The following is a 26,585-nucleotide window of genomic DNA, read 5'->3' as shown; positions in this document are numbered from 1 at the left end:
GTCCGGAGCGGGGCGGAAGGGCCCCGCCCCGGACGGCCGGGGATCAGGCGCGCTTCGAGCGGCGGCGGGCGGCGAGGGTCAGGCCCGCACCCGCGGCGAGCACCACGACGGTGCCGATGACCAGCGGGATCGTGCCGCTGCTTCCGGTGGAGGCGAGGTCACCCTCCGCCTTGCCGGCCGGGGAGCTGTCCGAGGGCGCCGGGGTTCCCGGGACCGCGGGGCTGGACGTGCCCGCGGACGGGGTGGCGCTCGCGGGCGGGGTCGCCGGGGTGGACGGTGTCGACGTGGCGGGCGGGGTGGAGGGGGTGGTGCTCGGGGTGGTGGGCGGCGGGGTCTCGCCGGTCCCGGGGAGGCAGCCGCTGAACGGGAAGTGGTGGGTCTCGGCGCCGCCGGTGCCGTGCAGCGAGGCGACCCAGACCGAGCCGTTGACCGGGGCGCCGCTGCCCAGCTCCAGGTGGGCGTTGGGGGCGAGGACGCTGCCGGGCCAGGCGGCGCTGCTGTGCTTGGTGATGGTGCGGGCCTCGGGGAAGTTCCACAGGAGACGGGCGCGGACCTTGCCGCCGGAGGCGCTCTGGAGCTTGTCGTCGAGGACGAAGTCCTGGCCGCCGGAGAGGAAGAAGCCGGTGGTCCCGGCCCGGGCCATGTCGTAGTCGCTGCCGCTGACGTTGACGACGCCGGTGGCGCCCGCGGGGATCTTGAGGAAGACCTCCTTGGCCTTCTCCAGCTGGGCGGTGGTCACCTTGAAGATGTTGCGGGAGGTGTCGGTGCCCTCCAGGGTGAGGCGGTTGCCGTCGGCCGACACGCGGGTGCCGTCGGTGGCGGCCTCGGCGCCCAGGGCGGTGGAGTAGGTGCGGAGCTTGCCGAACTCGGCGTCGAAGTCGATGAGCCCGGCGTTCTTGCTGACGCTGCCCGCGTGCATCTCGAGGGCGCGGTCGCGGATCTCGCCGCCGACCGCCGCGTTGCCCTTCATCACGGCGGTGACGGACTTGTCGTTGCGCAGGTCGCCGCGGACGACCAGGGAGGCGCGGCCCGGCAGCGCGTCGACCTCGGCGGCGGACAGCTCGTTGGCGACGCTGAACCCGCCCCGGAAGTCGGCGTTGCCGCCGACGGCCACCGCACCCTCGGCGTCGGGGGTGTGGACGTCGTCGCCGAGGACGAACTCGCCGTACTTACCGGCGACCGAGAAGGCGTCGTTGGTGCATGAGGCCTGGTCCGCCGGGGCGGCCTGGGCGGCCGGGGCGACGGTCAGGCCGAGGACAAGGGCTCCACCGAGCGTGGCGGCTGCGGCGGTTGCGGATATGCGCATGGGGGTTCGTTCTCCCGCGAAGGTGATCGTATGGCCGTCCGTGACGACTTTGCCCATGCTTTTCATACATTGAAATATTGGTCAAGACCAATGGCCGAGGAGGGAGCGAACCGCCAGGAAGTCGGCCGTGCAGAATGGCCCGTATGCCGATTCGGAAGACTTTGCGGACGGCGGCGGTCGACGACGCCGAGCAGATCGCCGACGTCCTGGCCCGTGCCTTCGACGACGATCCGATGATGGCCTGGTTCTTCCCCGACGCGGCGTCCCGGGCGGAGGGTCTGGCCCGGTACTTCGCCACGATCTTCACCCGGCGGTACGGCCGGTACGGGGTGTGCGAGCGCACCGACGCGGGTGTGTCCTTCTGGGTGTCACCGGAGGGGCAGGACAAGGCCGTTCCGGACGCGGAGACCCTGCGTGAGCTGGAGGACATCCTGGGCGACCGGGCCGGGCTGTTCCGCGAGGCCGTCGCGGCGGCGGCCGAGCACGGGCCGAAGGAGCCGCACTGGTACCTGGCGGTGGTCGGCGCCGATCCGGCGGCCCGGGGCCGGGGCCACGGCGCGGCCCTGCTGCGGTCCGGGCCGGCGAGGGCGGACGCGGCGGGCCTGCCCGTCTACCTGGAGTCGTCCAAGGAGTCCAACCTCCCCTTCTACGAGCACTTCGGCTTCACCGTGCTCGCGGAGGCCCGGCTTCCGCACGGCGGCCCGGCGGTGTGGGCCATGCGCCGCGCTCCCCGCACCCCGGACGCCGTCTGACGCGGCCTTCGGGGGCGGGGAGCCACGGACGGCCGTTGACCGGACCCGGTCACGGCCGTGCGCGGGCGGTGACGAAGGCGGTGCGTGCCGGGGTGCCGTCGGGCAGGGGTGCATGGGCGGTGACATCGCCGAGCGCCTTCGCGTCGTCCTCCCGGCCGGGGCCCAGCACGCGGTGGACGCGCAGAATCAGCCGACGGTCCTCGGGGGCGGTGCTGATCGCGATGTCCGTGCCGTACGGGGCGTCGGTGACGGCCGTGACGGCGAGCCCGGCCGCGCTGCCCGATTCGGTGAACTGTGCGACGACGGACGGGTCGGGGGTGTCGCTGACGCTCTGCATCTGCGGTTCGGCCTCGCCGACGAGGAGCGCGTACAGCTGGGCGCCGACGACCGGGTCGTGCGCCCCGTCGTACACCCAGCGGGTGCCCAGCACGCCGTGCTCGGAGGTGCCGATGAGCGCGTGCTCGGCGCCGGGGAGCGGTGCGCCCCGGTAGGTCAGCGGTACGTGGTACGCGACCGGGCCGGGGCCCGAGGTGTCGGTGACCACCATGAACTCGATCCCGACCTCGCCCGCCGGGTCGTCGAGCCGGAACCCGCCGGTCCTGTCCAGCTCGGGCCGCCGTCCCTCGGCGCCCAGGTACCAGGGCTGCACGGGCAGCCAGGGGGTGAGGAGTTCGAGCTTGGTGGGCGTCAGGGTGGTGCGGTGGATGACTGCCATGGTGGAGCGGTTCCTCCCTTGGGGACGGTCTCAGCCGATGTGCTCCTGGGCGGCGAATCCGGCGAAGGCCGTCCAAGCGGTGGGGGCGACGGTGAAGGTGGGGCCGTCGGGGTTCTTGGAGTCACGGATGTGGACGGCGGCGGTGCACGCGGCGACCTCGACGCACTGGCCGCCCTCGTCGCCGCTGTGGCTCGACTTCTGCCAGTGGTAGCCGACTTCGACGCATTCGCCGCCGTCGCTGCCGCTGTAGCTCGACTTGCGCCATTCGTAGGCGACTTCGAGGCAGGCCCCGCCCTCGCTGCCGCTGTAGCTGGACTTGAACCACTCAAGTGCGGTGCTCATTGCTCTCCCAGCAGATGGTCCAGCAGGCCCACCGTTTCTTCGGGGTTCAGGGCCTGGGCTCGCAGCATCGCATATCTTTGAGTGAGGATGCTGACTTCATCGGGGTCCGCGATGAGTTGGCTGCCTCGCTGGGACTCGGAATAGGCGAGGCGCTGGAAGTCCGCTGTTTCCAGCAGTGTGAAAGAGCCGTCGAGCGCGGCGTGCGTGCGGCTGTTCAGCGGGAGAACCTGTAGGCAGACGCCCGGGAGCCGGGCGCACGTACGCAGATGCCGAAGCTGCTCCAGGTGGTTTCGCTCGTCCAGCAACTGAAGCGTCAGGACTGGTTCCCAGATGACGAAGCTCGTGGTCGGGGGCGAGAGCCGATGCAGGATCTCCTGGCGATCCAATCGGCTTGCGGTCTGGATCGAGATCTCTTCCTCGCTGTAGACGGGAATGCGATTGCGGAAGACTGCCTGGGCGTAGGAAGCGGTCTGGAGGATTCCGGGAACTGCCTGGTTGTTGTACCAGGACAGCGCCAGCGCCTCCAGCTCCAGTTCCAGGTACTCGCCCGCCCAGACCGGGATCAGGTCGATCTCCGGCATCCCGTCGACCGCCTCCGCCAAGGCCCCCTTCGTGTCGAGGAGTTGGTCCAGACTGGCGGCCAGTGAGGGCAGCAGGGCGCGTCTGCCCTGCTCGATGGAGGCGATCGTCTCCACCTGGTGGCCGGTCATGCCGGCCAGCTGGGTCTGGGTCAGACGGGCCGTGTTGCGGTAGAGGGCGACCAGTCTCCCCACGAGCTTCATGGCCGACGCGTTCCTGCGTTTCCGCTTCCTCGGGTGCATACCGAGCGAACTTCCACGCGCGCCCCCGCGTCACGCGCGCCCGACCCGTACAAGAAATCTGTACGGGTCGGGCGCGCACCGCTCAGGACCGCAGCTCGGACAGGTTCCACCCGGCGGCCTCCCGGATGTTCGCGTCCGGGTCCCCGGCTAGGCGGTGGAGCAGCTCCGCGACGCCCGGGGTCGTCCAGCGCCCGACGGCCCAGACGAGGGCCATGCGGACGTCCCGGTCGGGGTGGTCCGCGAGGCGGGCCAGCTGGTCGACCGGGCCGCGGCGGCGCAGGCCGAACCAGTGCAGGGCCCGGGTGAGCTGTTCCGGGTCGCCGGGGTCGCCCGCCGCGGCGATCTGCCGGAGGAGGACCGGGGCGGTGGGCGGCGGACCGTCCAGGGGGTGCGGGCGGCGCTCCCGCAGGCGCCGCGAGCCGTACTCGCCGCGTACCCGGCAGCCGGAGCAGGTGCAGGGGGCCGTGCCGTGCGCGCCGGGGAAGTACCGCCAGCCGGTGACCTGGCGGACCGGGCGGACGCGGTGCACCTCGCCCCTGGTGACCGCCCGGGGGACGAACACCTCCCAGCCGCGCGGGTCGGGCAGGGCGGCGACCCGGCGTACCGCCTCGGTGGCCGTGACGTGCGCCGGGTCCCGGTGGTACTGGCCCACGGTCACGGGCTCGTCGTCCGGCAGCCGGAGGTGCACGGCGACCAGCCCCCGAGGCCCGCTCCGCCGGGACAGCTCGCGCAGCCACTGGTGCGTGAGCGTGTACGAGGGGAGTACGGGAAAGCAGTACAGGCCCCGCGACCGGTCCGCGTCGCGTCCGTGACTGGCGGCCCGTATCCCGGAGCGTTGGATGCGCGCCGCGTTCGCGGAGGCTGTCAGGTGCACGAACATGGCCATGGGGCCGATGCTAGCGCCCGTGTGTTCGACGGGCGCCGGCATCGGCCGCCGGCGTTCACCTGCGGGTCAGTAGGTGAGGGCGTCGGCCATGTCGGCCTGCCAGTAGGTGACGAAACCGTTGTCGGCCCAGGTGGTGCCCGCGGGCAGGGTCAGCTCGGCGGGGGAGCCGACGGAGCCCTGGTCGTTCTTGCCGGTGAAGTAGACCGTGAGGTGGTCGGACTTGTGCTGCTCCTGGCCGTCGGGCTCACCGGCCAGGCCGATGGCGGCGTACCCGGACTGGCCCGGCGCGAGCGTCACCACGGCCTGCGGCTTGCTGTCCTGGAGCACCGGGAACGCGGACTGGGCGTCGTCGAAGCGGAGGCCCGGCGCGTAGTAGGCGTAGCAGGGTGCGGTGCCGGTGTTGGTGGCGGTGAGCAGCAGGTGGTTGATGGGGCGGCTCACCCGGGTGACGGTGACCTTGGTGTTGGCGCCGGTGCAGGTGACGGGGGACTTGCTGGAGGTGCCGCCGCCCTTGCTGCCGCTGCCTGCGCTGCCGCTGCCCGCGCTGGTGCTGCCGCCGCTGGTCTTGGAGGAGGTGTTCTCGGCGGGGGTGTCGGAGGTGCCCTTGGCGTCTGCGGAGTCCTTGCCGGCGTCCGGTGCGGTGGTGTTGCCGTCGGACGCCGCGGGAACGGACGCCCCCGCCTTCTTGCCGTTGTCCACGGTGTCCTCCGCGTTGCAGGCGGTGAGCGAGAGGGCGGCCAGGAGGGCGGTCGCGGCGAGGGCGGTGGTGCGGATGTGCTTGCGCATGGCGGTGGTACTCCCCGTGTGTTCAGGTGCGGTTGCTCGGTCAGTTGTGGCAGATCAGGACCATGACGATCGCGGTGGACACGATCACCACGCCAATGGCCACGGCATCGACGATCTCGATGCGGAAGTTGATTCGCACTGCGTCGTCCCGGTGGTCGCTGCGGTGTGTCATCAGATTGCGGTGCGGCGGATTCCGGCCGCAACGCCGAACGGACCATTGGGGACGCTGGAACGGCTACGCGTACTGTGACCTGGGCAGATTCCACGTCCCTGGAACGGGGTTCCGGGACGGACAAGGAGGGGGAACGCCGAAGTGGCGACGCCGGAGGCCGGGGAATTCGCGGCTCTGCTGAAGGAACTGAAGGACCGTTCGGGGCGTAGCTACGGGGTCCTCGCCGGGAGACTGCACGTCAGCACGTCGACCCTGCACAGGTACTGCAACGGGGACGCGGTGCCGAACGAGTACGCGCCGGTGGAGCGGCTGGCGCGGCTGTGCGGGGCCGGCCCGGAGGAGCTGGTGGAGCTGCACCGGCGGTGGATCGTGGCGGACGCGGCACGGCGGCGTCCGGCCGCCGAGGCGGTCGCGGTTCCGGAGCCGGCCGCGGTTGTGGAGGCCGAAGCGGAAGCGGAAGCGGCGCCCGCACCCACGCCCGAGCCCACGCCCGAGCCCACGTCCGCACCCGCACCCGCATCCGCGCCCGAAGCCGTGACGGAGCCTTCGGACGTGACCGGGGACCCGGCCCCCGGCCCGCCGCGCAAGGCGTTCCTGGCCTCCCGGCGGGCCCGGGTGCTGCTCGCCGCTGCCGCCGTCGTCGCGCTGACCGTGCCGACCTCGATCGTGGTGAGCAAGGTGACCGCCGACCGCTCCGACGGGTTCAGTAACGCCCCCGCCGTGCAGGCCAAGGACACGGACGAGCCCGAGCTGACCGACGACAGGAGCGCCTCCGCCTCACCGGACCGGCCGAAGAAGCCGGGCAGCGCCTCCCCCTCGAACCGGGTGAGCGCGACCTCCCCGGCGCCCGGCGGCACTCCGGCCGGGCGCGGCAAGGGGCCGGGCACGGCGACCGGGGGCGTACCGGTGACCGCCACGATCAGTTCGTACAACTGGGAGGAGCCCTGCGGCCAGTACTACGTCCTGGACCAGAAGCCGGAAGACGTGCCTCCGCCGCCCGCGCCGCAGAGCACCCGGGGCTGGGCCAGGGCGCTGGGCGGGGTGGACGGCGGCAGCATGCAGCTCGAGGTCACCGTGCAGGGGAAGTCGGGGCAGGCCGTCGTGGTGAACGCCATCCATGTGCGGACGCTGTCCCGGAAGGCGCCGCTGGCGTGGTCGGCGTACTCGATGGGGGAGGGCTGCGGGAGCGGCATCACCCCGCAGTCCTTCGACGTCGACCTCGACGACGACGGGCCGGTGCTGCGGCCGGTGGCGGGGCAGCACGAGGACGAGGTGGTACCGCCGAAGAACTTCCCGTTCCGGGTCTCCTCCAGCGACGTGGAGGTCTTCGACCTCACGGTCCACACCGAGGGGCACGACGTCAGCTGGTACCTGGAGCTGGAGTGGAGCAGCGGTGGCCGGACCGGACTGCTCCGCATCGACGACGGCGGGAAGCCGTTCCGTACCAGCAGCATCCAGGCCCGGCCGACGTACATGTACCGGTACGACACGGCCCGGTGGGTGACCAAGGAGAACGAGTAGGACCGGGGTCCCTCCGTGGTCACGGCCACCGGGCCGGGGCGTACGCGGGTGTGATCAGAGGCGCTCGGGGGTCCGGATTCCGAGCAGCCGCATGCCCTGGTGGAGGGTGCGGGCGGTCAGGTCCGAGAGGAAGAGGCGGTTCTCGGCGACATCGCCGGGGACCTCGGCCTTCAGGACCGGGCACTGGTCGTAGAACGTCGTGAACAGCGAGGACAGCTGGTAGAGGTACGAGGCCAGCTTGTGCGGCTCGTACGCGGCGGCGACCTCGGCCACGACCTCGGCGAACTGGTCCAGGTGCAGGGCCAGGGCACGCTCGGCCGGGGCCAGCTCCAGCTCCGGGTGGGGCCGGGAGGCCAGCTCGCCCGCCTTGCGCTTGATCGAGCGGGACCGGGCGTGCGCGTACTGGATGTACACGCTGGTGTCGCCGGTGAGCGAGACCATCTGGTCCAGGTCGAACTTGTAGTCGCGGGCGGCGGACGTCGACAGGTCCGCGTACTTGACCGCGCCGATGCCGACCTGGGTGGCGCGCTCGGTGATCTCGTCCTCGGTGAGGTCCTTGGCCTTCTCGCGGACGACGGTGGAGGCGCGGTCGATCGCCTCGTCCAGCAGGTCCTCCAGCCGGACCGTCTCGCCCTCACGGGTCTTGAACGGCTTGCCGTCCTTGCCGAGCACGGTGCCGAAGGCGAGCTGCACGGCCTTGACGTCGTCGCTCAGCCAGCCGGCCCGGCGGGCGGTCTCGAAGACCATCTTGAAGTGCAGGGCCTGCCGGGCGTCGACCACGTACAGCAGGGTGGTCGCCTTGAGGTTCTGGACCCGGTCACGGATCGCGGAGAGGTCGGTGGCGGCATAGCCGTAGCCGCCGTTCGACTTCTTCACGATCAGCGGTACGGGGTTGCCGTCCGGGCCCTTCACGTCGTCGAAGAAGACGCAGAGCGCGCCCTCGGAGCGGACGGCGACGCCCGACTCCTCCAGCAGCCGGGCGGTCTCCTCCAGCATGTCGTTGTAGCCGGACTCGCCGACGATGTCGGGGTCGCTGATCTCCATGTCGAGCTTGTTGAAGACCGAGTAGAAGTAGATCTTCGACTCGTCGACGAACCGCTGCCACATGGTGAGGGTCTCGGCGTCGCCCGCCTGGAGCGCGACGACGCGGTCCCGGGAGCGGGCCTTGAACTCCTCGTCGGAGTCGAAGAGCGCCCGGGACGCCTTGTAGAGCCGGTTCAGCGAGGACATGGCGGCCTCGCCGTCCTCCGCGCCGCCGGTGGTCTCGTGGGACAGCTCGCCGGGGTGCTCGACCAGGTACTGGATGAGCATGCCGAACTGGGTGCCCCAGTCGCCGATGTGGTGCCTGCGGACGACGGACTCGCCGGTGAACTCCAGGATCTGCGCCATCGCGTCACCGATCACGGCGGACCGCAGGTGGCCGACGTGCATCTCCTTGGCCACGTTGGGCTGCGCGTAGTCGATGACGGTGGTGCCCGCGGCGCTGTTGTACGGCACGCCGAGCCGGTCCGTGTCGTCGGCGGCGCGCGCGGCGAGGGTCTCGACGATCGCCCGGTCGCTGAGCGTGATGTTCAGGAAGCCGGGGCCGGAGACCTCGATCTCCTTGATCAGGCCGCCTTCCGGGATCTCGGCCGTGACCTTGGAGGCCAGCTCGCGGGGGTTGCCCTTGAGCTTCTTGGCGAGCGCCAGGATGCCGTTGGCCTGGAAGTCGGCCCGGTCGCTTCGTCGCAGCAGCGGGTCCGCGGTGCCGGCGTCCGGCAGGGCTGCCGTCAGGGCGTCCGCGAGCTGCTGCTGGAGCGTGGAAGCGAGGGAGTTGACCGAGCCGTGCTCAGGCATGGGGCTGGCTGCCGTTTCCGTAGGAGTACAAGGGATCACAACCAGTATTCCACGGGCCGTAAAGCCGTTTTCGCGCTGCCGGGAGGACCTGGGAGAATGGGCGGAGCCCCTACCAGCGCTACCAGAGAGAAGGACGTGCAGACCGTGGCTCAGAGTCAGAGCAGCACCGAGGCCGACTGGGTCTCCCGTTTCGCGGACGAGGTCATCGCCGAATCGGAGCGTCGTGCGCCTGGCAAACCGGTCGTCGTCGCGTCCGGCCTCTCCCCGTCGGGCCCGATCCACCTGGGCAACCTCCGCGAGGTCATGACCCCGCACCTGGTCGCCGACGAGATCCGCCGCCGCGGCCACACCGTCCGGCACCTGATCTCCTGGGACGACTACGACCGCTACCGCAAGGTGCCGAACGGCGTCCCCGGGGTCGACGAGTCCTGGGCCGAGCACATCGGCAAGCCGCTGACCTCGGTGCCCGCCCCCGCCGGGTCCCCGTACCCGAACTGGGCGGAGCACTTCAAGGCCGCCATGACGGCCTCGCTGGACGAGCTGGGCGTCGAGTACGACGGAATCAGCCAGACGGAGCAGTACACGGCCGGCGTCTACCGCGAGCAGATCCTGCACGCGATGAAGCACCGCGCCGACATCGACGCCGTCCTGGACCGGTACCGGACGAAGAAGGACCCGGCCGCGGCGGGGAACGCGAAGGGCGGCAAGAAGCCGCAGCAGCAGAAGAAGGTCGACGAGGCCGAGCTGGAGGCCGAGGCGGGCTCCGGCGCGGCGAGCGAGGACGACGGCAGCGGCGGCTCGGCCGGCTACTTCCCGTACAAGCCCTACTGCGGCAACTGCGAGAAGGACCTCACCACCGTCACGTCGTACGACGACGACAGCACCGAGCTGAACTACACCTGCACGGCCTGCGGCTTCGCCGAGACGGTCCGGCTGAGCGAGTTCAACCGCGGCAAGCTGGTCTGGAAGGTCGACTGGCCGATGCGCTGGGCCTACGAGGGCGTGATCTTCGAGCCGAGCGGGGTGGACCACTCCTCGCCGGGCTCGTCGTTCGTCGTCGGCGGGCAGATCGTCCGCGAGATCTTCGACGGGGTGCAGCCGATCGGCCCGATGTACGCCTTCGTCGGGATCTCCGGCATGGCGAAGATGTCCTCCAGCAAGGGCGGCGTGCCGACCCCGGCCGACGCGCTGAAGATCATGGAGGCGCCGCTGCTGCGCTGGCTGTACGCGCGCCGCAGGCCGAACCAGTCCTTCAAGATCGCGTTCGACCAGGAGATCCAGCGGCTCTACGACGAGTGGGACTCGCTGACCCGCAAGGTCGCCGACGGCTCGGTGCTGCCCGCCGACGCCGCCGCGTACGCGCGTGCCGTCGGCACGGCCGCCGGTGAGCTGCCGAGCACGCCGCGCCCGCTGCCGTACCGCACGCTCGCCTCGGTCGTGGACATCACGGGCGGGCACGACGAGCAGACCCTGCGCATCCTGAGCGAGCTGGACCCGGAGAACCCCCTGGCCTCGCTGGACGAGGCCCGGCCCCGGCTGGACCGGGCGGAGAACTGGATCACCACCCAGGTCCCGGCCGACGCCCGCACGATCGTGCGCACCGAGCCGGACAAGGAGCTGCTCGGTTCGCTGGACGAGCAGGGCCGGAAGTCGCTGCGGCTGCTGCTGGAGGGTCTGGACACGCACTGGTCGCTGGACGGGCTCACCACGCTCGTCTACGGCGTGCCGAAGGTGCTGGAGGGCCTGGCGCCGGACGCCAAGCCGACGCCGGAGCTGAAGGTCGCCCAGCGTTCGTTCTTCGCGCTGCTGTACCGGCTGCTGGTCGGCCGCGACACCGGCCCGCGGCTGCCCACGCTGCTGCTGGCGGTGGGCGCGGACCGGGTCCGCACGCTGCTGGGCGCGTAACCGCCCGACACGTCAGGAGGGCCGTCACCCGGTTGGTTCGGGTGGCGGCCCTCCCGCCGTACGGGCCAAAGGCCGATGCGGTCCTCCAGCAGCCCGTACACGGCTCCGGCCGGGGGCTTTGCCCGGCCCGGCTCAGGCCGGGGTGCCGCGCAGCACCGTGCCCGCCTCGGTCAGACACGACAGCGCGACCGCGCAGCTCACCGCGGCTGCCAGTACGCCGATCAGGGTGTCCGGGCCCATGGACCCCGTGGCGACCGCTCTCAGGAACATCACGGCGACGGCGATCTCGCCGATCCCGAGCAGGGCGAGCCAGCAGCCGCGCAGCACGCGAGGCGCCCGGTCCCTGACCCGTGCCGAGCCCATCAGGACGGCTCCGCCGGTCATGGCCACGACCGCCGCGACGACCAGCGCCGCGTACATCACGGTGGCGGAGGTGCGGGGATCGGTGTGGTCGATCTCTCCGGTGTCGGGCACCAGAAAGGTGAACGCGAGCTCGAGCAGGGCGACGTACGCGACCTGTACGAGCAGCAGTGCCGGTACGACCTTGCGGTGGAACGTGGCCTTCATGCGTTGCTCCTCACCGGACGGTCGCTCTTGATCATCTCCAGAGTCTGCCCCACGGGACAGGGCTCCCGCACGGGCCGCGGACCGGCTATGCGATGTGGTCCTCCAGCAGCTCGTTGTTGAAGCGGGCGGAGAACTGGTCCATGTACTGGTTCAGCTTGCGGGACTGGAGCCGCAGACCGTACGTGGCCTCGACGTTCGCGGCGAAGGCACCGGGGGTGGGCATGCCCTCGCCGACTATCGAGTACCGGAACACCTCGTACAGCTCCTCGTCGGAGGGGGGCGTCGCCGAGGTGCCCTCGCCCAGCGGGCGTGTGCCGCCCGCGCCGTTCGGGACCTGGACGTGCGGTCCGGGCCGCGGCTGCGGATTCTGCGCGGGGATCTGCTCCTGGACCGGCTCGGGCAGCGGTTCCGGAGCGGGGCCGGACTCGGGGCCGGACTCGGCCGTGCGGGGCTGCGGCATCTGTGGCGGCTGCGAGGCCTGCGGTGCCTGCGGTGTCTGTAGTGCCTGCGGTGCCGGGGTGACTGACGGGTCGTAATTCGGGTCGTAGCCGCCCTGGTACGGCACGTTCCGGGGAGCGGTGAACCACTGGCTCTGCCCCTCCTGGACGGGCGCCACGGGCATCGGCTGCTGGACGGGCGCCACCGGTCCGGGCCCCTGGACGACGGTGGCGGCGGGGGCCGGCGCGGGCGCCTGGGCGGGTGCGGGTGCGGCCGGTGTCGGCTCCTGGGCGGGTGCGGCCGTGGCCGGTGTCGGCTCCTGGGCGGGTGCGACCGCCTGGACGGTTCCGGGTTCCAGTTCCGGCGTCGGGGCGGCGGCCACGGGCTGCGGGGGCAGCAGGGCCGGTTCGACGCCCGCCGCCGCGAGGCCCGCCGGGGCGGTCTCGGCCAGCGGCACCCCGTACTTCGCCAGGCGCAGCGGCATCAGGGACTCGACGGGGGCCTTGCGGCGCCAGTTGCGGCCGAAGCGGGCCTGGAGGCGGGCCTGGTAGACGAGCCGGTCCTGTTCGAGCTTGATGACCTGCTCGTACGAACGCAGTTCCCAGAGCTTCATCCGGCGCCAGAGCCGGAAGGTGGGCACCGGGGAGAGCAGCCAGCGGGTGAGGCGGACGCCCTCCATGTGCTTGTCGGCGGTGATGTCCGCGATCCGGCCCACCGCGTGGCGGGCGGCCTCGACGGAGACCACGAAGAGCACCGGGATGACGGCGTGCATGCCGACGCCGAGCGGGTCGGGCCAGGCCGCGGCGCCGTTGAAGGCGATCGTCGCGGCGGTCAGCATCCAGGCGGTCTGGCGCAGCAGCGGGAACGGGATGCGCATCCAGGTCAGCAGCAGGTCCAGGGCGAGCAGGACGCAGATGCCCGCGTCGATGCCGATCGGGAAGACCAGGGAGAAGTCGCCGAATCCTTTCTTCTCGGCGAGTTCGCGCACCGCCGCGTACGATCCCGCGAACCCGATCGCGGCGATCAGCACCGCACCGGCGACCACGAGGCCGATGAGTATGCGGTGGGTGCGTGTCAGCTGCGTCGCGGCCACCCGCGTTCCCCTCTCCTGACGCCCGTTCCGGCGTCCTGCTGCGACTTCCGGCGGGCACAGCCTGGCACACGGGGGTGGGGCGCCTTGCGCGGGGAGGGGCGAAGCCCGGCACTCGGGGGGAGTACCGGGCTTCGCGACAAGGGTGAAATGCCCTAGCTGGTCTTCTTGACGGTCGTCGCCTTGCGGGCGGAGGTCTTCTTGTCGTCGGTCTTCTCCAGCGAGGAGCCGCTGCCGGACTTCTTGTCGTCGTCGGCCTTGCCGGTGGTCTTGCCGCTCGGCTTCTCGGCCGGCTTGTCCGTGCCGGCGGCGACGGCGGCCACCGCTTCCTTGGCCGCCTTCTCGGCGCCCTTCGCGATGTCGTCGGCGGAGGGGGTCTTCGCGCCCGCGTACCCGGCACCGTTGTAGGTGAGGGTGATGACGACGTTCCCGGTCCGGGTCACGACCGTCGCGTACTTGAAGTCTTCCTTCGTCTTGGTGAGGTCGTAGGTGATCAGGGAGGCCTGTTCGCCGATGCCGCTGACGGCCTTCTCGGCGACCTTCTTGGCACCCTCGGCCGCCTTGGCCTTGGTGACCTGCTTGGCGAAGTCCTGCTGGGCGCGGTCGGCGCCGCTGCCGAGGGCCTGGTCGGAGTCGAAGCGGGTGAAGGCGACGTCGAGCCAGCGGTACTGGGAGCCCTTCACGCCGTTGTCGTCCAGGCCGTTCCACGAGCATCCGGCGCGGTACGCGGTGTCGCTGGAGGTGGCGGCGGTGCCGTTCTTCGACTTCGCCGAGGGGACCAGGGAAGTGACCGTGTTCTTGGTGATCGACTTGCACGGGTCGGGCAGCGAGCCGAACTTGGCGGGTGCGACGGTCGGCTCCGGCTTCTCGCTCGCGCTCGGCGACGCGGAAGCGGACGAACCCGACCCCTCCTTGTCCTTGTCGCCGGAGTCCGACGAGCAGCCGGCGACGACGAGCATCACCGGAACGGCGGCGCAGGCGAGTATGCGGGCGAGTCGCGGAGCTGAACGGTGCATGGTTCCTTCACTGGGGTGACGCGGCGGGCGGGCTGCCGGACGGCCGTGAGGACGGGCAGTCGTCAGGACGGCCGGGCGGGTGGTCCGGAGGGCCACGGTACGACGGACGGGGGCCGGATGGCTCCCCGGTCGGGGGTCCGGCGGCCGGGTCCGGCGGGTGCCGGGGGTGCCGGGGGCTGGGTCATTCGCTGAACTTCTCGACCAGGTTCCGGGCCAGTGCCTGGGCCTTCTCCTGCAGATCCTTGCTCTCGGGGACGACGGTGGAGACGCTCGGCTGCTCGGTGTACTCGACGGTCACGATGACGTTCGATGTGCGAAATACCACGCTCACCGTGCGGTGCTGGGCGGTCGAGCCGGAGCGGGTGAGCAGGTCGTTCAGGAACGCGTCGTCGCCGAGGCCGTCGAGGAGCCGGGGCTGGAGGTCCTCGTCGCTCCCGTCGCTTCCGTCCGTCCCGTCGCTCCCGTCCGTCGCGTCGTCTCCGTTCCCCTTGTCCTCGGCGTGCCCGCCGTTCTCGTCGGCGGAGGCGGTCGCGGTCGCGGAGGTGGCCAGGGCGTGCGAGGAGTGGCCGGTGCCCGGGTGGTCGGCGGAGGCGTCCGGGGAGGACGGCTTCGTACTGCCCGTGCTGCCAGGGCTCCCGGAGGGCGAGGAGAGGCCGGCGGCGGTCACCTTCGTCGTGTACACCTCGAGGGCGCGGTCGTCGTCGCTCACCGTGGGGTCGTAGGACACGACCCGTTCGAAGTCGACGGACAGGGTGTGCGACGAGGCGGAGGTGTCGGACTTCCAGTTGCAGCCGACCCGGCGTTCGGTGTTGTAGGTGACGGTGGCGCTGCCTTCGTACACCTTTCGCTGCTGCTCCTCGGGGAGTTCGCCGGTGCCCGGGAGCAGGTCCTTCAGCGTGGATGCCGTGACGGCGCCGCAAGCCTCGGGAAGGGTGCGGTACTTGCCGGGGGCCGCGGCGGCGACGGTGGTCTCGCCGGACTTGCCGTCGGCCGCGGAACCATCGGCTCCGGTGTCGGCGCTGCAGCCGACGACGAGCGCTGCCAGCAGCGCGGTGCCGGTCGCGTAGGCCATTCGTCGCACGGTCCTGGGCTCCCTTCGTGCGAAAAACGGTTGCCGCCCGATGGCGGCCGATGGACACAATGTGTATCGCACGCGCCGCCGTGGATGCCGGTCGGCCGACTCATTTGCCGACCTTGGCACCGGTTTTGCGCTATCAGACTTTTTGGGGGAATCGAGGAGTTATGTCGTACGTGGAAATGCCCGGGGCGAAGGTTCCGATCCGGATGTGGGCGGATCCGGCCTCGGTCGAGGACGCCGCGATGCAGCAGCTGCGCAATGTGGCGACGCTGCCGTGGATCAAGGGCCTCGCCGTCATGCCGGATGTCCACTTCGGCAAGGGGGCGACGGTCGGTTCGGTGATCGCGATGCACGGTGCGGTCTGCCCGGCGGCGGTCGGGGTGGACATCGGCTGCGGGATGTCCGCGGTGAAGACCTCGCTCACGGCCAACGACCTGCCGGGCGACCTGTCCCGGCTCCGGTCGAAGATCGAGCAGGCCATTCCGGTGGGCCGCGGGATGCACGACGACGCCGTGGACCCCGACCAGCTGTACGGCTTCCGGGCGCCGGGCTGGGACGACTTCTGGACGCGCTTCGGCGGAGTCGCCGAGGCGGTCCAATTCCGCCAGGAACGTGCCACGAAGCAGATGGGGACGCTCGGATCGGGCAACCACTTCATCGAATTCTGTCTCGACGAGTCGGGTTCGGTGTGGCTGATGCTGCACTCCGGATCGCGGAACATCGGCAAGGAGCTGGCCGACTTCCACATCGGGCAGGCGCAGAAGCTGCCGCACAACCAGGATCTGATCGACCGTGACCTCGCCGTGTTCATCGCGGACACCCCGCAGATGGAGGCGTACCGGAACGACCTGTTCTGGGCGCAGGAGTACGCGAAGCACAACCGGGCGATCATGATGGCGCTCTTCCAGAACGTCGTCCGCAAGGAGTTCAAGAAGGCGAAGGTCACCTTCGAACCGGTCATCTCCTGCCACCACAACTACGTGTCGGAGGAGCGGTACGACGGGATGGACCTGCTGGTCACGCGGAAGGGCGCGATCCGTGCCGGTTCCGGGGACTACGGGATCATCCCGGGGTCGATGGGCACCGGTTCGTACATCGTGAAGGGGCTCGGGAACGCGAAGTCGTTCAACTCGGCCTCGCACGGTGCCGGGCGGCGGATGAGCCGGAACGCGGCGAAGCGGCGTTTCTCCACGCAGGACCTGGAGGACCAGACGCGGGGTGTGGAGTGCCGCAAGGACTCCGGCGTCGTGGACGAGATCCCGGCGGCGTACAAGCCGATCGAGCAGGTCATCGAGCAGCAGCGCGATCTGGTGGAGGTCGTCGCCAAGCTCAAGCAGATCGTGTGCGTGAAGGGCTGAGGCGGAGCGGAGCCTCGTCGGCCGGGTGTTGTCGGCCGGAACTCTTCGCGTACGACCGGACGGAAGGGCCCTGGACCACGGGTGGTGTGTCCGGGGCCCTTCCCGCCGTGGTCAGGCGGTGCGGTGGACCTTGGAGTTGGAGGCCTGGGCGCGGGGGCGGACCACCAGGAGGTCGATGTTGACGTGGCTGGGCCGGGTGACGGCCCAGGTGATGGTGTCGGCCACGTCGTCGGCGGTGAGCGGGGCGTCGACGCCCGCGTACACCTTGGCGGCCTTCTCGGTGTCGCCGCGGAAGCGGGTGGTGGCGAACTCCTCGGTCCTGACCATGCCGGGGGCGACCTCGATGACGCGGACCGGGGTGCCGACGATCTCCAGCCGGAGGGTCTCGGCCAGGACGTGCTCCCCGTGCTTGGCGGCCACGTAACCGCCGCCGCCCTCGTACGTGCCGAGACCCGCGGTGGACGAGAGGATCACGATCGTGCCGTCCCCGCTCGCGGTGAGGGCGGGCAGCAGGGCCTGGGTGACGTTGAGCGTGCCGAGGACGTTGGTCTCGTACATCTGGCGCCAGTCGGCGGGGTCGCCGGTGGCCACCGGGTCGGCACCGAGCGCGCCGCCCGCGTTGTTGACGAGCACGGCGAGGGTACGGAACACCGTGGCGAACTCGTCCACCGCGGCGCGGTCCGTCACGTCCAGCACGTAGGCCGTCGCCTGGTGCCCCGCTTCGTTGATCTCGGCGGCGAGAGCCTCGATGCGGTCCTTGCGGCGCGCGGTCAGCACGACGCGGTAACCGGCCGCGGCCAGTTGCCGGGCGGTCGCGGCACCGATGCCGCTGCTCGCTCCGGTGACGACGGCGATCGGGGTGGCGGCCATGACGGGACTCCTCGGGCTGCTGGTCGGTAAGGGCTCAGGATAGGCAGGGCCGGGGAACGGGTCCTGCGGGGCGTGCCCCTGGGCCTTTCGTCCGGGGCACGCCGGGCTCGCGAGCCCCGGCATTCCCCGATCGGACCCGGCCGGGTCCGGACGGTCCGGCCCTGCGCGGTCCGATCTGGACAGTGCGGCCCGGTCCGGACGGTCAGGCCCGGTCTGCTCTGGTCAGGCTCGGTCCGGCCCGATTGGGGCGAAAGCGGCTAGTGGTTGCGCGGGGCGTACATGATCACGGCCATGCCCGCCAGGCAGATCAGCGCGCCGATCACGTCCCACCGGTCGGGGCGGTATCCGTCGGCGGCCATGCCCCAGGCGATCGAACCGGCCACGAAGACCCCGCCGTACGCGGCCAGGATGCGGCCGAACTCGCCGTCCGGCTGGAGCGTGGCGACGAAGCCGTACGCGCCCAGCGCCAGGACGCCCGCCCCGATCCAGATCCATCCCCGGTGCTCGCGCACACCCTGCCAGACCAGCCAGGCACCCCCGATCTCGAAGAGAGCGGCGACGACGAAGAGGGCGACGGATCGGGTCACGGTCATGGGCTCAGCGTTTCACGAGCCCGCCACGACACCTCCGGCCCCGGACCGGCGCGGGCTTCCCCGGGCCCCGGGCCCCCGAGTCCCCGGGCTCCGAGCACGGCTCCCGGCGCCGGCTCATTGGGCGACCGCCGCTCGCAGTGCCGCCGGGTCGGGGCGGTCGCTCGCCCATGCGATGTAGCCGTCGGGGCGGACGAGCAGGGCCGTGGTGCGCCCGTCGCGCCAGTGGGCGTGCACCAGCGGGGCCGGGGGCGCTGCCGGGGTCTCGTCCGTACCGGCGGGGGCGACCAGGACGAACGAGCCCTCGCCCAGCAGCTGGTGCAGGCGGCCCTCGCGCAGGATCAGGTCCGGGGCGCGCTTGCCGGTGAGGGGGTGCGCCCCGCGCGGGGCGCGGTAGGCGATCGCGATGCCGGAGACCATGCCCATGGCCCTGTCGGCGGCGGGCCGGCACAGGGACAGCGCCCTGGCGGCAGCGCCTCTGGCCGCGCGCTGGAGCGGGGTGCGGGCCACGGCGAGGCGGGCGAGCACGCCGCTGGAGCGGATCACGGCCGTACCGACCGGGTGCCGTTCGGTGTGGTAGCTGTCGAGCAGCGCCTCCGGGTCGGCCGTGCGGCCCCGCAGCACGGCGGCGAGCTTCCAGGAGAGGTTGGCGGCGTCCTGGAGGCCGGTGTTCATCCCCTGGCCGCCCGCGGGGGAGTGGACGTGGGCGGCGTCCCCGGCGAGGAAGACCCGGCCGGTGCGGTACGACGGCACCTGGCGCTCGTCGCTGTGGAAGCGGGAGACCCAGCGGGCGTCGTGCATGCCGTAGTCCGTGCCGAGGGCGCGGCGGGTGATCGCGCGCACCTCGTCGAGGTCGACCGGCTCGCTGTCGGCGGGCTGGTGGGTGCGGCTCCAGGCCATCACGCGGTACCAGCCGTCGCCGAAGGGGGCGATGAAGGCGAAGGCGTCCCCCCGGCCGCTGACCGTGAGGAGTCCGGGCGGCTTCTCGGCGAGCCGGACATCGGCGAGGGCCATCGACCGGATCACGGACCTGCCGGGGAACGGGAGCCCGAGCTCACGGCGCACGGCGCTGTGTATCCCGTCGGCTCCGACGAGGTAACGGGCGGTGAGGGCGGCCCGGCCGCCGCCCGGCTCGCGCAGCTCGGCGGTGACGGACTCCTGGGCGGGGTGCCGGCGCAGGCCGGTCAGCTCCGTCTCGTAACGGAAACGGACACCGGCGGTGCGGGCCCGGCGCTCCAGCAGGTGCTCCAGCTCGTACTGCGGGGTGACCAGCACGTAGGGGAAGCGGGTGCGCAGCCGGTCGAGGTCGAAGGAGACCTGGCCGAAGAAGCGCATGGACGTGACCGTGGTGCCCGTGCCGATCAGCTCGTCGGCCAGGCCGCGGCTGTCGAGCACTTCGAGCGTGCGGGCGTGCACGGCGAAGGCGCGTGTCAGATTGCTCTTCCGGCGAGGGCGGCGCTCCACGAGCGTGACGGAGATGCCCTGGGTCGCGAGATCCCCCGCGAGCAGCAGACCGGTGGGGCCTGCGCCCACGACGATCACGTCGATGACGTCGGTGGTCTCGGGTGCGGTGCTCGGGGTGGTGGTCATGACTGCCTCCTGGGCCCGTACATCGACTGTCGGCATCGGCCGGTGGTCGGCGCCTGTGTGCCAATGGGAGGTGCGTGCCAACAATCGTTGGTCAACACCTGTTGGCATCAACGGTAGATCTGCGGCCACTGGCATGTCAACGCCTGTTGGCCTACATTTGTTGGCATGACGAATTCCGCCACCGCGCCCCGGCGCTCGGACGCCACCAAGGCCGCGATCCTTCGGGCCGCACGTGAGCGGTTCGCCGCCGACGGATACGAGCGCGCCACCATCCGGGCCATCGCCCGGGACGCGAGCATCGACCCGTCGATGGTCATGCGCTATTTCGGGAACAAGGAGGCGCTGTTCGTCGCCGCCTCGGCGATCGAGCTGCGGCTGCCCTCGCTGGGATCGCTGCCCGCGAAGCACATCGGCGCCGTCCTCGTCGGTCATTTCCTGGACCGCTGGGAGGGGGACGACGTGCTCACGGCCATGCTCCGCGTCGGGGCCACCAACGACGCGGGTGCGGAGCGGATGAGAGAGATCTTCACCGAGCAGATCGGTGCGGTCACGGCCGGGGTCTGCCCCGTTCCGGCCGAGGCGGACGCCCGCGCGGGGCTCGTCGCCTCGCAGATACTGGGGATGGCGCTCACGCGCTATGTGCTGCGCCTAGCCCCCGTCGTCGAGATGTCGCGCGAGGAGGTGATCGCCTGGCTCGCACCCACCATCCAGCGCTACCTCACCGCCGAGACGCCGTGACCCGGTGACCCGGTGACCCGGCGACCCGGGCCCGGCGAGGCAGGGGCCAGACGGCCTCGCGCCCCGGTGCTCCCGTGCCCCGGCGCTGTTCCACTCCCGTGCTCCCGTGGCGGGTGCCGCAGGCGGGGCCACCGGCTTCGTAGAATTCCGGTATGCCGCAGAAGCCCCAGCCCGGACGCGGTGCGCTGATGGCCGAGCTGACCGTCGAGTCGCGCCGCTGCATGGCCGCGTACGCGCTCTTCGGTCAGGCCGTCGCGGACCACCTGCGGCTCCACCCGACCGACCTCCAGTGCCTCAACCTGCTCGGTCTGGAGGAAGCGCCGGTGACCACGGGCCGGATCGCGGAGCTGACCGGACTGACCACGGGGTCGGCGACCCGGCTGGTCGACCGCCTGGAGCGGGGCGGGTACGTCACGCGCACACGGGACACCGCCGACCGGCGCCGGGTGCTCGTCACGCCCGTACCGGAGCGGATGGCGGAGGTCGGCGCGGTGTGGCGGCGGCTGAACGGCGCGTGGGTGGCCATGTTCGACGCGTACGACGACGAGGAACTGGCCCTGCTCATCGCCCACATGCGGCGGACGGTCGAGCTGGGCGCCCGCCAGGCCGAGGCCCTGCGCGAGGGCGGCGACGGCACGAACGGCGACCCGGGCCGGCCCTGAGGCCGCCCGGCGCCGGACTCAGGACCGGCCGGGGCCGAACTCGGCGAGCGCCTCCGTGACGATCGTCTCCAGGCGGGAGTGGTGGGCGCCCCGCCAGTACACCCGCTCGCACTCCGTGCACTGCGCGAAGACGTCGTACGAGCTCCGCGTGCCGTGCTCCAGCAGGCCGCTGACCGAGTCCTTGTCCGCGGTCTTCAGCGGACCGTTGCAGGCGGTGCACCGGGTCCACGGCGCGAGGTGCGGCGCGAACCGTCCGAGCACGTCGCGCAGTTGCTCGTCCGGCCGGTCGCTGTACACGTACGCCCCGGCCCAGATCTCCCGCCGGTGCAGCAGCCCGCGGTCCCGCGAGAGCAGTACGCGCCGCTCCTCGGCGGACCGGGCGGCCAGTGCCGGATCGCCGATGTCCTCGCTCTCGTACGCCGCGTCGACGCCCAGCAGCCGCAGCCGCCGGGCCAGCGTGCCGAGATGGACGTCGAGCAGGAAGCGCAGCGGGGCGCCCGGGACCCGCTGGGGGCGTTCCACCGCCCGCACCTCGACCAACTCGCCCGCCGCCGGGATGTGCGAGACGGGCGCGGGCCTGCCGTCGACCAGGACCTGCCCGGCCTCGGTGAGCGGGATGCCGAGCGACTCCACGACATGGCCGAGCGTGGAGCAGCCGTCGGTCGTCACGGCCGTGCGCCCCCGGCGGCGTTCGTGCGCGACGAAGAGACGCAGCTCAGGGGCGACTTCGAGGTGGATCTCCGGTCCGTTCACCCGGTCAGGATGTCATCGGCCGGTCCGGGGCGGCCAGGGGTTTGCCCTCGGGCGTACGCGCGACGGGCTCGGGCGCACGCCCGGCGCGTTCAGGAGCGGAAGGCGGTGGCGTGCTTCTCGGCCCAGGCGGCGAAGGTGCGGGCGGGGTGGCCGGTCAGCCTCTCGATGTCGTCGGTCACGTCGGCCGGGACGCCGACCGTGGCCGCCGTGTACGCGAGCAGCCCGTCGATGATCGGCTCGGGCAGGTGCGCGGACATGGCCTTCTTCCAGTCCTCGGGGGCCACGGGGTTGACGGCGATGGGGCGCCCGGCCGCCGCCGCCAGCAGGCCGACCTGCTCGGCGGCGGTCAGGGATTCGGGGCCGGTCAGGTGGTACGCCACGCCTTGCAGGCCGGGGTCGGTGAGAACGGCGAGAGCGGCCTCCGCGATGTCATCGCTGTCGATGGGGCTGCCGTGGCTGTCGGGGTACGGGAGGTCGACGGAGCCGTGGGCCCGTACCGAATCCGCCCACTGGTGGGCGTTGGTGGCGAACATGCCGGGGCGGAGCAGGGTCGCGGTGATCGGCGAGGCGATCAGGGCCTGCTCCACCGTGTGGTGGGCGGCGGCGATCGGGTTCTGCCTGGGATCGGGGGCGAGGACGGAGTTGGAGGAGAGCAGCACGATGTGGCCGACCCCGGCCGCCTCGGCCGCGGCGATGAAGGCGTCGATCCCGGACGGCTCGGCGTACAGGAACACGGAGTCGACGCCGTCGAGAGCGGCGCCGAAGGTGGCCGGATCGGAGAGGTCGCAGGCGACGACGGGGACGTCCGCGGGCAGCGCGGCGGCAGTGGCGGCGAGGTCCTCGGGGGTGCGGGAGGCGGCGCGGACGGTGTGGCCGTCGCGGCGCAGCAGCGTGACGAGCGCGGAACTGATACGGCCGCGGCATCCGGTGACCAGAGTATGCATGGGGCGGAACTCCTTCTGCGATACGTTCTGCGATGCGCGTACATCTTCTTGAATGAACAAGCTGTGTGACGCAGATAAATACTCCGCAGGCGGTACGGAGCCGTCAACCCGATTTCAGGACTGGCAACGGGAGCGGTGCGCGGTCAGCGTGCGGCGAAGGCGGTCGGCGGTGCGCCGACCGTGGAGGTGAAGTCCCTGATCAGGTGGGCCTGGTCGCTGTAGCCCAGCTCGGCCGCGAGCGCCGCCCAGTCCACCCGCCGCTCCGATTCGGCCCGCTCCAGCGCCTCGTGGATGCGGTAACGGAGGATCACCCACTTCGGGCCGACGCCCACGTACGCGGCGAAGAGCCGCTGGAGCGAGCGGGGCGAGAGCCCCTCGGCGCGGGCCAGTTCGTCGACGCGGCGCACCGTCCGGTCCGTACGGACCAGCTCCACCAGGGCCATCGCGCGTGCGGCCTGCGGGTCCGGCTCCGGGCCGAGCGCCAGCAGGTACCGGTCGAGCGCCGCCACCCGGGCGTCCTCCTCCGCCGGGTCCAGGACCGCCGACGCCGGGGCGGGCGGGGCGAACACCTCGGCGACGGGGAGCCGGCGCCCCGTCCACTCCGCGACCGGCCGCCCCGGCGCGAACGGCCGGAACCCACCGGGCCGGAACTGCACCCCGCAGACCCGTCCCCGGCCCGCCAGCTTCTGGGTGAAGAGCCCCAGGCCGATGCCCGAGACCTCCGCGAACCCCGCGTCCCCCGTCTCCTCGACGTCGAAGGGGGCGGGGGAGAGGTCGTCCGCGTACCGCTGGAAGACCAGGTTCACGGACGGGTGCGGCACCAGATGGGAGGCGTACGGCTCGGACAGGTCCCAGTCCATCAGCCAGTAGTGCTCCAGGTACGGCCGCAGCTCGGGGGCGGGTTCGCGGCGGCGGAAACGCACCTGGTTGAAGAGCTCGGGGGCGTCCACGATGCCCCGGGTGTCACGTCGGGGAGCTGCCATGGCGGCGATCCTAAGGGCCGGGACCATCCGCGACCGGCTACGGCTCGAACGTCAGTACCCGCTCCAGGGCGCGGCGCGGGGTGCGCGGGCCGGTGGGCCCGTACCCCATGCGGATGATCATCTGGGGGTTTCCCGCGCCGTGCACCGGGTCGCGCAGGACCCAGCGCAGATCCGGCCATTCGAGGGGCTGGTTGGCGAAGGAGGTGGACACCTCGTCCAGCGTGGCGGCGAGCAGGACCCGCTCCAGCGCCTGACCGGCCCGGAGCCAGTCCGCCGGGCGGTCGTCCGACGTGCTCAGCAGGGCCAGCTGGGGGTTGCGTTCGAACCGGACGCGGGCCCGGTCGGGCATGGGTCTGCTGCCCGCGAAGTCGCGGTTGGTCGCCCGCTCGGAGGCGTCGCGGGGGCCGAAGGCGTAGTCGGGGATGCCGTCGGCCGGTGCGTCGGTCTTCGAGAACCAGGTCCAGTGCTCCCGTTCGGCCTCCCGCGCGGGGTCGCCCCGGTCGTACCCCTCGGCGTCCCGGATCAGGTCGAGCACCGTCTCCAGGTGGGGCTCGACCAGGAAGACCAGCTCCGCGCCCTCGGCGCGGGCCGCGGCGACGAGGCGGGCGCGGACGTCGTCGGGGACCGGCTGGTCGTCGAAGGGGTAGCGGCTGGTGTGCCGCTTCGCGATCGCCGGGTACAGCGGCCGCAGCCCCGCGTCGCCCGGCCCGGCACCGGAGTCGTCGCCGGAATCACCGGCGGGAGCGCCGTCGTGCGCCGGGGGCACGGAAAGGCGTACGGAGGCGAGCAGGACCGGGTCCGCGGGCTCCGGCAGCAGGGTGGCGGCCGTGGTCAGGCCGTGGTGGGCGGCGGAGACCCGCAGGTTCAGCAGGGCGGCGCCGCAGCCCACGTGCAGGGCGCGGTTGGCGGGATCGGCCTCCGGCAGCCGCCGCTCGAAGTCGGCGCGCAGCTTGAGCGTGCCGCTGCCGCGCCCGTAGCGGAAGCGCCAGGGCTGGGTGTTGTGCATGGACGGCGCGGCGGTGGCGTCGGCGACCAGGTCGGTCACCGTCGCGTCGGTGGGCGTCTGGGCGGGCATCGGACCCCCTGGGGGTCGGAACTGTCGATGTCCCTCCAGCATGTATCAACTCGGGCCCGGGCGATATCGGGCTTTCGTCCCGGAGGCGAGGCTTCCGAGCCCCGGGCCCGCGCGCGTCCGGCCCCGACCTCGCGCCACTCCCGTCCCGGCCTTCACGCCGCGCCGGCCTCGCGCCGCGCCGGCTCTCGCGCCCGCCGCTCCCGCGCTGCCCCCGCACCCGCCTCGTTCCCGGCCCCGCGGTGATCCCGGCCCCGCGCCGCGCCGTTCTCGCGCCCGCCGCTCCCGGGCTACGCCCCTGCCGTGAGCCGGTCGACCAGGTGGTGCCAGCCGTCCTCCAGACACTCCAGCGGCATGCCGCGCTCGACCGTGAAGTGATGGACGAGCGCCGCCTCGATGGAGCCGAGCAGGGTGTGGGCGAGCAGTTCCGGGCTGCCGGGCGCCTTCGTCTGCCGCAGCAGCATGGCGACGTGGTTGACGCGCAGGCGGTACGCCGGGACCGCGTAGGCGCGCAGCGGGTCGGTCCGGCTGGCCAGGATCAGCGGGTGGTGGTCGTACTCGTGGCGCAGCACGGCGGGGCCGAAGGCATGCAGCCGTTCCGCCGCGGGGGCGCCGGGGCCGAGCGGCGGCGGGCCGGAGAGGAAGGCGGCCTGCAACTGCTTCTCCCGGTGGTCCAGAAGGGCGATCAGGAGGCCGGCCCGGTCGCCGAAGCGCCGGAAGACCGTCCCCTTGCCCACGCCTGCCTCGGCGGCCACCGAGTCCATGGTCAGCTCCGCCGCCCCGCAGCCCGACAGCAGCCGGGAGGCGGCGTCCAGCAGCAGGGTGCGGTTGCGTGCCGCGTCGGCCCGCAGCGGGGGTTCTTCTTCGGTCGGGGCGAGCAGGAGGTTCTTGCGGGTCCCGCCCGGTTCGTCGGTTCGGACTGGGGCGGTCGGCTGCGGCAGAGGCTCAACGGGGCCGGTCATGGGGTCAGCGTAACGCCCGGCCAAGGCAAGTGGACCACGGTCCGTTTAGGTGGTACAACTTTAAACGGACCTCGGTCCGCTTTATTCAGTTCATCGAATGGTAGCCACCACTCCGCCCCCGGGAGTTCCTCATGTCCGTACGCATCCTCGCGCTCGTCGGCAGCCTCCGCGCCGGTTCGCACAACCGTCAGCTGGCCGAGGCCGCGGCCAAGCACGCCCCCGCCGGCGCCGAGATCGCGATCTTCGAAGGTCTGGCCGACGTGCCCTTCTACAACGAGGACATCGACGTCGAGGGCAGCGTCCCGGCCGCCGCGGCCCGGCTGCGTGAGGCGGCGGCGGGCGTCGACGCCTTCCTGCTCTTCTCGCCCGAGTACAACGGCACCATGCCGGCCGTGCTGAAGAACGCCATCGACTGGCTGTCCCGCCCGTTCGGCGCCGGCGCCGTCTCCGGCAAGCCGGTCGCCGTGGTCGGCACCGCCTTCGGCCAGTACGGCGGCGTCTGGGCGCAGGACGATGTCCGCAAGTCGGTCGGCATCGCCGGTGCCGTGGTCCTGGAGGACGTCAAGCTGTCCATCCCCGGCTCCGTGACGCGTTTCGCCGAGACCCACCCCGCCGACGACGCCGAGGTCACCACCGCGATCGCCGAGGTCATCGCGAAGGTCGCCGCGGCCGCCGGTGCCGCTGCCTGACCACAGGCGTAACCACCGTGCGCGTATGCACCACGCGCGCACGCACGCACCACACGTGCACGGCACCACGCGCGCACCCATGCACCACACGTGCACGGCGCCACACGCGCACGCACGAAGGCGGCGCGGGCGAACGAACACCG

At 72.0% G+C, this 26,585-nt stretch carries 26 protein-coding genes; 7 read left to right on the top strand and 19 right to left on the bottom strand.

All coding sequences use genetic code 11. The annotated features are described in order from the left end of the window. Positions 1 to 43 precede the first annotated feature (43 nt). Complete coding sequence (locus ACFCV8_RS09815; RefSeq protein WP_376684773.1) at positions 44 to 1,306, bottom strand: choice-of-anchor A family protein; 1,263 nt, start codon at positions 1,304 to 1,306, stop codon at positions 44 to 46. A gap of 134 nt (positions 1,307 to 1,440) precedes the next feature. Between ACFCV8_RS09815 and ACFCV8_RS09810 the strand changes: the two genes are divergently transcribed. Then, positions 1,441 to 2,058 carry a GNAT family N-acetyltransferase gene (locus ACFCV8_RS09810; protein WP_376684772.1) on the top strand — a complete coding sequence of 206 codons (618 nt, stop codon included), beginning with the start codon at positions 1,441 to 1,443 and terminating at the stop codon, positions 2,056 to 2,058. A gap of 49 nt (positions 2,059 to 2,107) precedes the next feature. Here the strand turns inward: ACFCV8_RS09810 and ACFCV8_RS09805 are convergent, their stop codons facing one another. The 5 genes from ACFCV8_RS09805 to ACFCV8_RS09785 form a co-directional block, all read right to left on the bottom strand. Further along, positions 2,108 to 2,773 (bottom strand): 1,4-alpha-glucan branching protein, encoded by a 666-nt coding sequence (locus ACFCV8_RS09805; protein ID WP_376684771.1) that lies wholly within the window; start codon positions 2,771 to 2,773, stop codon positions 2,108 to 2,110. Positions 2,774 to 2,803: 30 nt separating this feature from the next. Next, entirely contained in the window at positions 2,804 to 3,115 is a 312-nt protein-coding gene (locus tag ACFCV8_RS09800; RefSeq protein ID WP_376684770.1) for a DUF397 domain-containing protein, read from the bottom strand. Continuing rightward, on the bottom strand, positions 3,112 to 3,897 hold the full coding sequence (locus ACFCV8_RS09795) for a Scr1 family TA system antitoxin-like transcriptional regulator (RefSeq protein ID WP_376684769.1): 786 nt from the start codon (positions 3,895 to 3,897) through the stop codon (positions 3,112 to 3,114). Before ACFCV8_RS09795 ends, ACFCV8_RS09800 begins: the two co-directional genes overlap by 4 nt. A gap of 121 nt (positions 3,898 to 4,018) precedes the next feature. Continuing rightward, entirely contained in the window at positions 4,019 to 4,822 is an 804-nt protein-coding gene (locus ACFCV8_RS09790; protein ID WP_376684768.1) for a HEAT repeat domain-containing protein, read from the bottom strand. Positions 4,823 to 4,888: 66 nt separating this feature from the next. After that, positions 4,889 to 5,608 (bottom strand): DUF4232 domain-containing protein, encoded by a 720-nt coding sequence (locus tag ACFCV8_RS09785; protein ID WP_376684767.1) that lies wholly within the window; start codon positions 5,606 to 5,608, stop codon positions 4,889 to 4,891. Positions 5,609 to 5,921: 313 nt separating this feature from the next. Here ACFCV8_RS09785 and ACFCV8_RS09780 point away from each other — a divergent pair, with 313 nt between their 5' ends. Beyond that, positions 5,922 to 7,301, top strand: a complete 1,380-nt coding sequence (locus tag ACFCV8_RS09780) for a helix-turn-helix domain-containing protein (RefSeq protein ID WP_376684766.1) — start codon at positions 5,922 to 5,924, stop codon at positions 7,299 to 7,301. Between the two features lie 54 nt (positions 7,302 to 7,355). Here the strand turns inward: ACFCV8_RS09780 and argS are convergent, their stop codons facing one another. Continuing rightward, positions 7,356 to 9,137 carry an arginine--tRNA ligase gene (gene argS, locus ACFCV8_RS09775; RefSeq protein WP_376684765.1) on the bottom strand — a complete coding sequence of 594 codons (1,782 nt, stop codon included), beginning with the start codon at positions 9,135 to 9,137 and terminating at the stop codon, positions 7,356 to 7,358. A gap of 135 nt (positions 9,138 to 9,272) precedes the next feature. Between argS and lysS the strand changes: the two genes are divergently transcribed. After that, entirely contained in the window at positions 9,273 to 11,042 is a 1,770-nt protein-coding gene (lysS, locus tag ACFCV8_RS09770) for a lysine--tRNA ligase (protein WP_376684764.1), read from the top strand. A 132-nt stretch (positions 11,043 to 11,174) separates the two neighbouring features. Here lysS and ACFCV8_RS09765 read toward each other — a convergent pair whose 3' ends face one another. The 4 genes from ACFCV8_RS09765 to ACFCV8_RS09750 all read right to left on the bottom strand — a co-directional run bounded on the left by ACFCV8_RS09765 (position 11,175) and on the right by ACFCV8_RS09750 (position 15,225). Further along, on the bottom strand, positions 11,175 to 11,609 hold the full coding sequence (locus ACFCV8_RS09765) for a hypothetical protein (RefSeq protein WP_376684763.1): 435 nt from the start codon (positions 11,607 to 11,609) through the stop codon (positions 11,175 to 11,177). A gap of 85 nt (positions 11,610 to 11,694) precedes the next feature. Then, positions 11,695 to 13,140 carry a DUF2637 domain-containing protein gene (locus tag ACFCV8_RS09760; protein ID WP_376684762.1) on the bottom strand — a complete coding sequence of 482 codons (1,446 nt, stop codon included), beginning with the start codon at positions 13,138 to 13,140 and terminating at the stop codon, positions 11,695 to 11,697. A gap of 152 nt (positions 13,141 to 13,292) precedes the next feature. Further along, positions 13,293 to 14,153, bottom strand: coding sequence for a DUF3558 family protein (locus ACFCV8_RS09755; protein ID WP_376684761.1), 861 nt, complete (start codon positions 14,151 to 14,153; stop codon positions 13,293 to 13,295). Positions 14,154 to 14,334: 181 nt separating this feature from the next. After that, on the bottom strand, positions 14,335 to 15,225 hold the full coding sequence (locus tag ACFCV8_RS09750) for a DUF3558 domain-containing protein (protein WP_376684798.1): 891 nt from the start codon (positions 15,223 to 15,225) through the stop codon (positions 14,335 to 14,337). Positions 15,226 to 15,395: 170 nt separating this feature from the next. Between ACFCV8_RS09750 and ACFCV8_RS09745 the strand changes: the two genes are divergently transcribed. Next, the gene (locus ACFCV8_RS09745) at positions 15,396 to 16,589 is read left to right on the top strand and encodes an RtcB family protein (RefSeq protein WP_376684760.1); all 1,194 of its coding nucleotides are present in this window, start codon (positions 15,396 to 15,398) and stop codon (positions 16,587 to 16,589) included. A 111-nt stretch (positions 16,590 to 16,700) separates the two neighbouring features. On the opposite strand, the gene ACFCV8_RS09740 is transcribed toward ACFCV8_RS09745, so the two are convergent. From ACFCV8_RS09740 to ACFCV8_RS09730, 3 genes are all read right to left on the bottom strand, one after another. Then, positions 16,701 to 17,459, bottom strand: a complete 759-nt coding sequence (locus tag ACFCV8_RS09740) for an SDR family NAD(P)-dependent oxidoreductase (protein ID WP_376684759.1) — start codon at positions 17,457 to 17,459, stop codon at positions 16,701 to 16,703. Between the two features lie 257 nt (positions 17,460 to 17,716). After that, positions 17,717 to 18,052 (bottom strand): YnfA family protein, encoded by a 336-nt coding sequence (locus ACFCV8_RS09735; RefSeq protein ID WP_376684758.1) that lies wholly within the window; start codon positions 18,050 to 18,052, stop codon positions 17,717 to 17,719. A 114-nt stretch (positions 18,053 to 18,166) separates the two neighbouring features. Then, the gene (locus ACFCV8_RS09730; RefSeq protein WP_376684757.1) at positions 18,167 to 19,639 is read right to left on the bottom strand and encodes an FAD-dependent monooxygenase; all 1,473 of its coding nucleotides are present in this window, start codon (positions 19,637 to 19,639) and stop codon (positions 18,167 to 18,169) included. A gap of 165 nt (positions 19,640 to 19,804) precedes the next feature. Here ACFCV8_RS09730 and ACFCV8_RS09725 point away from each other — a divergent pair, with 165 nt between their 5' ends. Both ACFCV8_RS09725 and ACFCV8_RS09720 read left to right on the top strand, forming a co-directional pair. Beyond that, the gene (locus ACFCV8_RS09725; RefSeq protein WP_376684756.1) at positions 19,805 to 20,377 is read left to right on the top strand and encodes a TetR family transcriptional regulator; all 573 of its coding nucleotides are present in this window, start codon (positions 19,805 to 19,807) and stop codon (positions 20,375 to 20,377) included. A 152-nt stretch (positions 20,378 to 20,529) separates the two neighbouring features. Continuing rightward, positions 20,530 to 21,039 (top strand): MarR family winged helix-turn-helix transcriptional regulator, encoded by a 510-nt coding sequence (locus tag ACFCV8_RS09720; protein WP_376684755.1) that lies wholly within the window; start codon positions 20,530 to 20,532, stop codon positions 21,037 to 21,039. Positions 21,040 to 21,057: 18 nt separating this feature from the next. On the opposite strand, the gene ACFCV8_RS09715 is transcribed toward ACFCV8_RS09720, so the two are convergent. The 5 genes from ACFCV8_RS09715 to ACFCV8_RS09695 all read right to left on the bottom strand — a co-directional run bounded on the left by ACFCV8_RS09715 (position 21,058) and on the right by ACFCV8_RS09695 (position 25,753). Next, the gene (locus ACFCV8_RS09715) at positions 21,058 to 21,792 is read right to left on the bottom strand and encodes a Mut7-C RNAse domain-containing protein (RefSeq protein ID WP_376684754.1); all 735 of its coding nucleotides are present in this window, start codon (positions 21,790 to 21,792) and stop codon (positions 21,058 to 21,060) included. 89 nt (positions 21,793 to 21,881) lie between these two features. Next, on the bottom strand, positions 21,882 to 22,736 hold the full coding sequence (locus ACFCV8_RS09710) for an NAD(P)H-binding protein (protein ID WP_376684753.1): 855 nt from the start codon (positions 22,734 to 22,736) through the stop codon (positions 21,882 to 21,884). A gap of 143 nt (positions 22,737 to 22,879) precedes the next feature. Then, positions 22,880 to 23,719 carry a DUF6597 domain-containing transcriptional factor gene (locus ACFCV8_RS09705; protein ID WP_376684752.1) on the bottom strand — a complete coding sequence of 280 codons (840 nt, stop codon included), beginning with the start codon at positions 23,717 to 23,719 and terminating at the stop codon, positions 22,880 to 22,882. A 37-nt stretch (positions 23,720 to 23,756) separates the two neighbouring features. Then, positions 23,757 to 24,794 (bottom strand): Acg family FMN-binding oxidoreductase, encoded by a 1,038-nt coding sequence (locus tag ACFCV8_RS09700; RefSeq protein ID WP_376684751.1) that lies wholly within the window; start codon positions 24,792 to 24,794, stop codon positions 23,757 to 23,759. A 287-nt stretch (positions 24,795 to 25,081) separates the two neighbouring features. Beyond that, positions 25,082 to 25,753 (bottom strand): TetR/AcrR family transcriptional regulator, encoded by a 672-nt coding sequence (locus ACFCV8_RS09695; RefSeq protein ID WP_376684750.1) that lies wholly within the window; start codon positions 25,751 to 25,753, stop codon positions 25,082 to 25,084. A 131-nt stretch (positions 25,754 to 25,884) separates the two neighbouring features. Between ACFCV8_RS09695 and ACFCV8_RS09690 the strand changes: the two genes are divergently transcribed. Continuing rightward, positions 25,885 to 26,442, top strand: a complete 558-nt coding sequence (locus ACFCV8_RS09690) for an NAD(P)H-dependent oxidoreductase (RefSeq protein WP_376684749.1) — start codon at positions 25,885 to 25,887, stop codon at positions 26,440 to 26,442. Positions 26,443 to 26,585: the final 143 nt, after the last annotated feature.

Source organism: Streptomyces sp. NPDC056347, from assembly GCF_042262625.1.
Taxonomy (GTDB): domain Bacteria; phylum Actinomycetota; class Actinomycetes; order Streptomycetales; family Streptomycetaceae; genus Streptomyces.
Note: the sequence above shows the minus strand (reverse complement) of the source record. Positions and strands in the feature narration are given on the sequence as shown.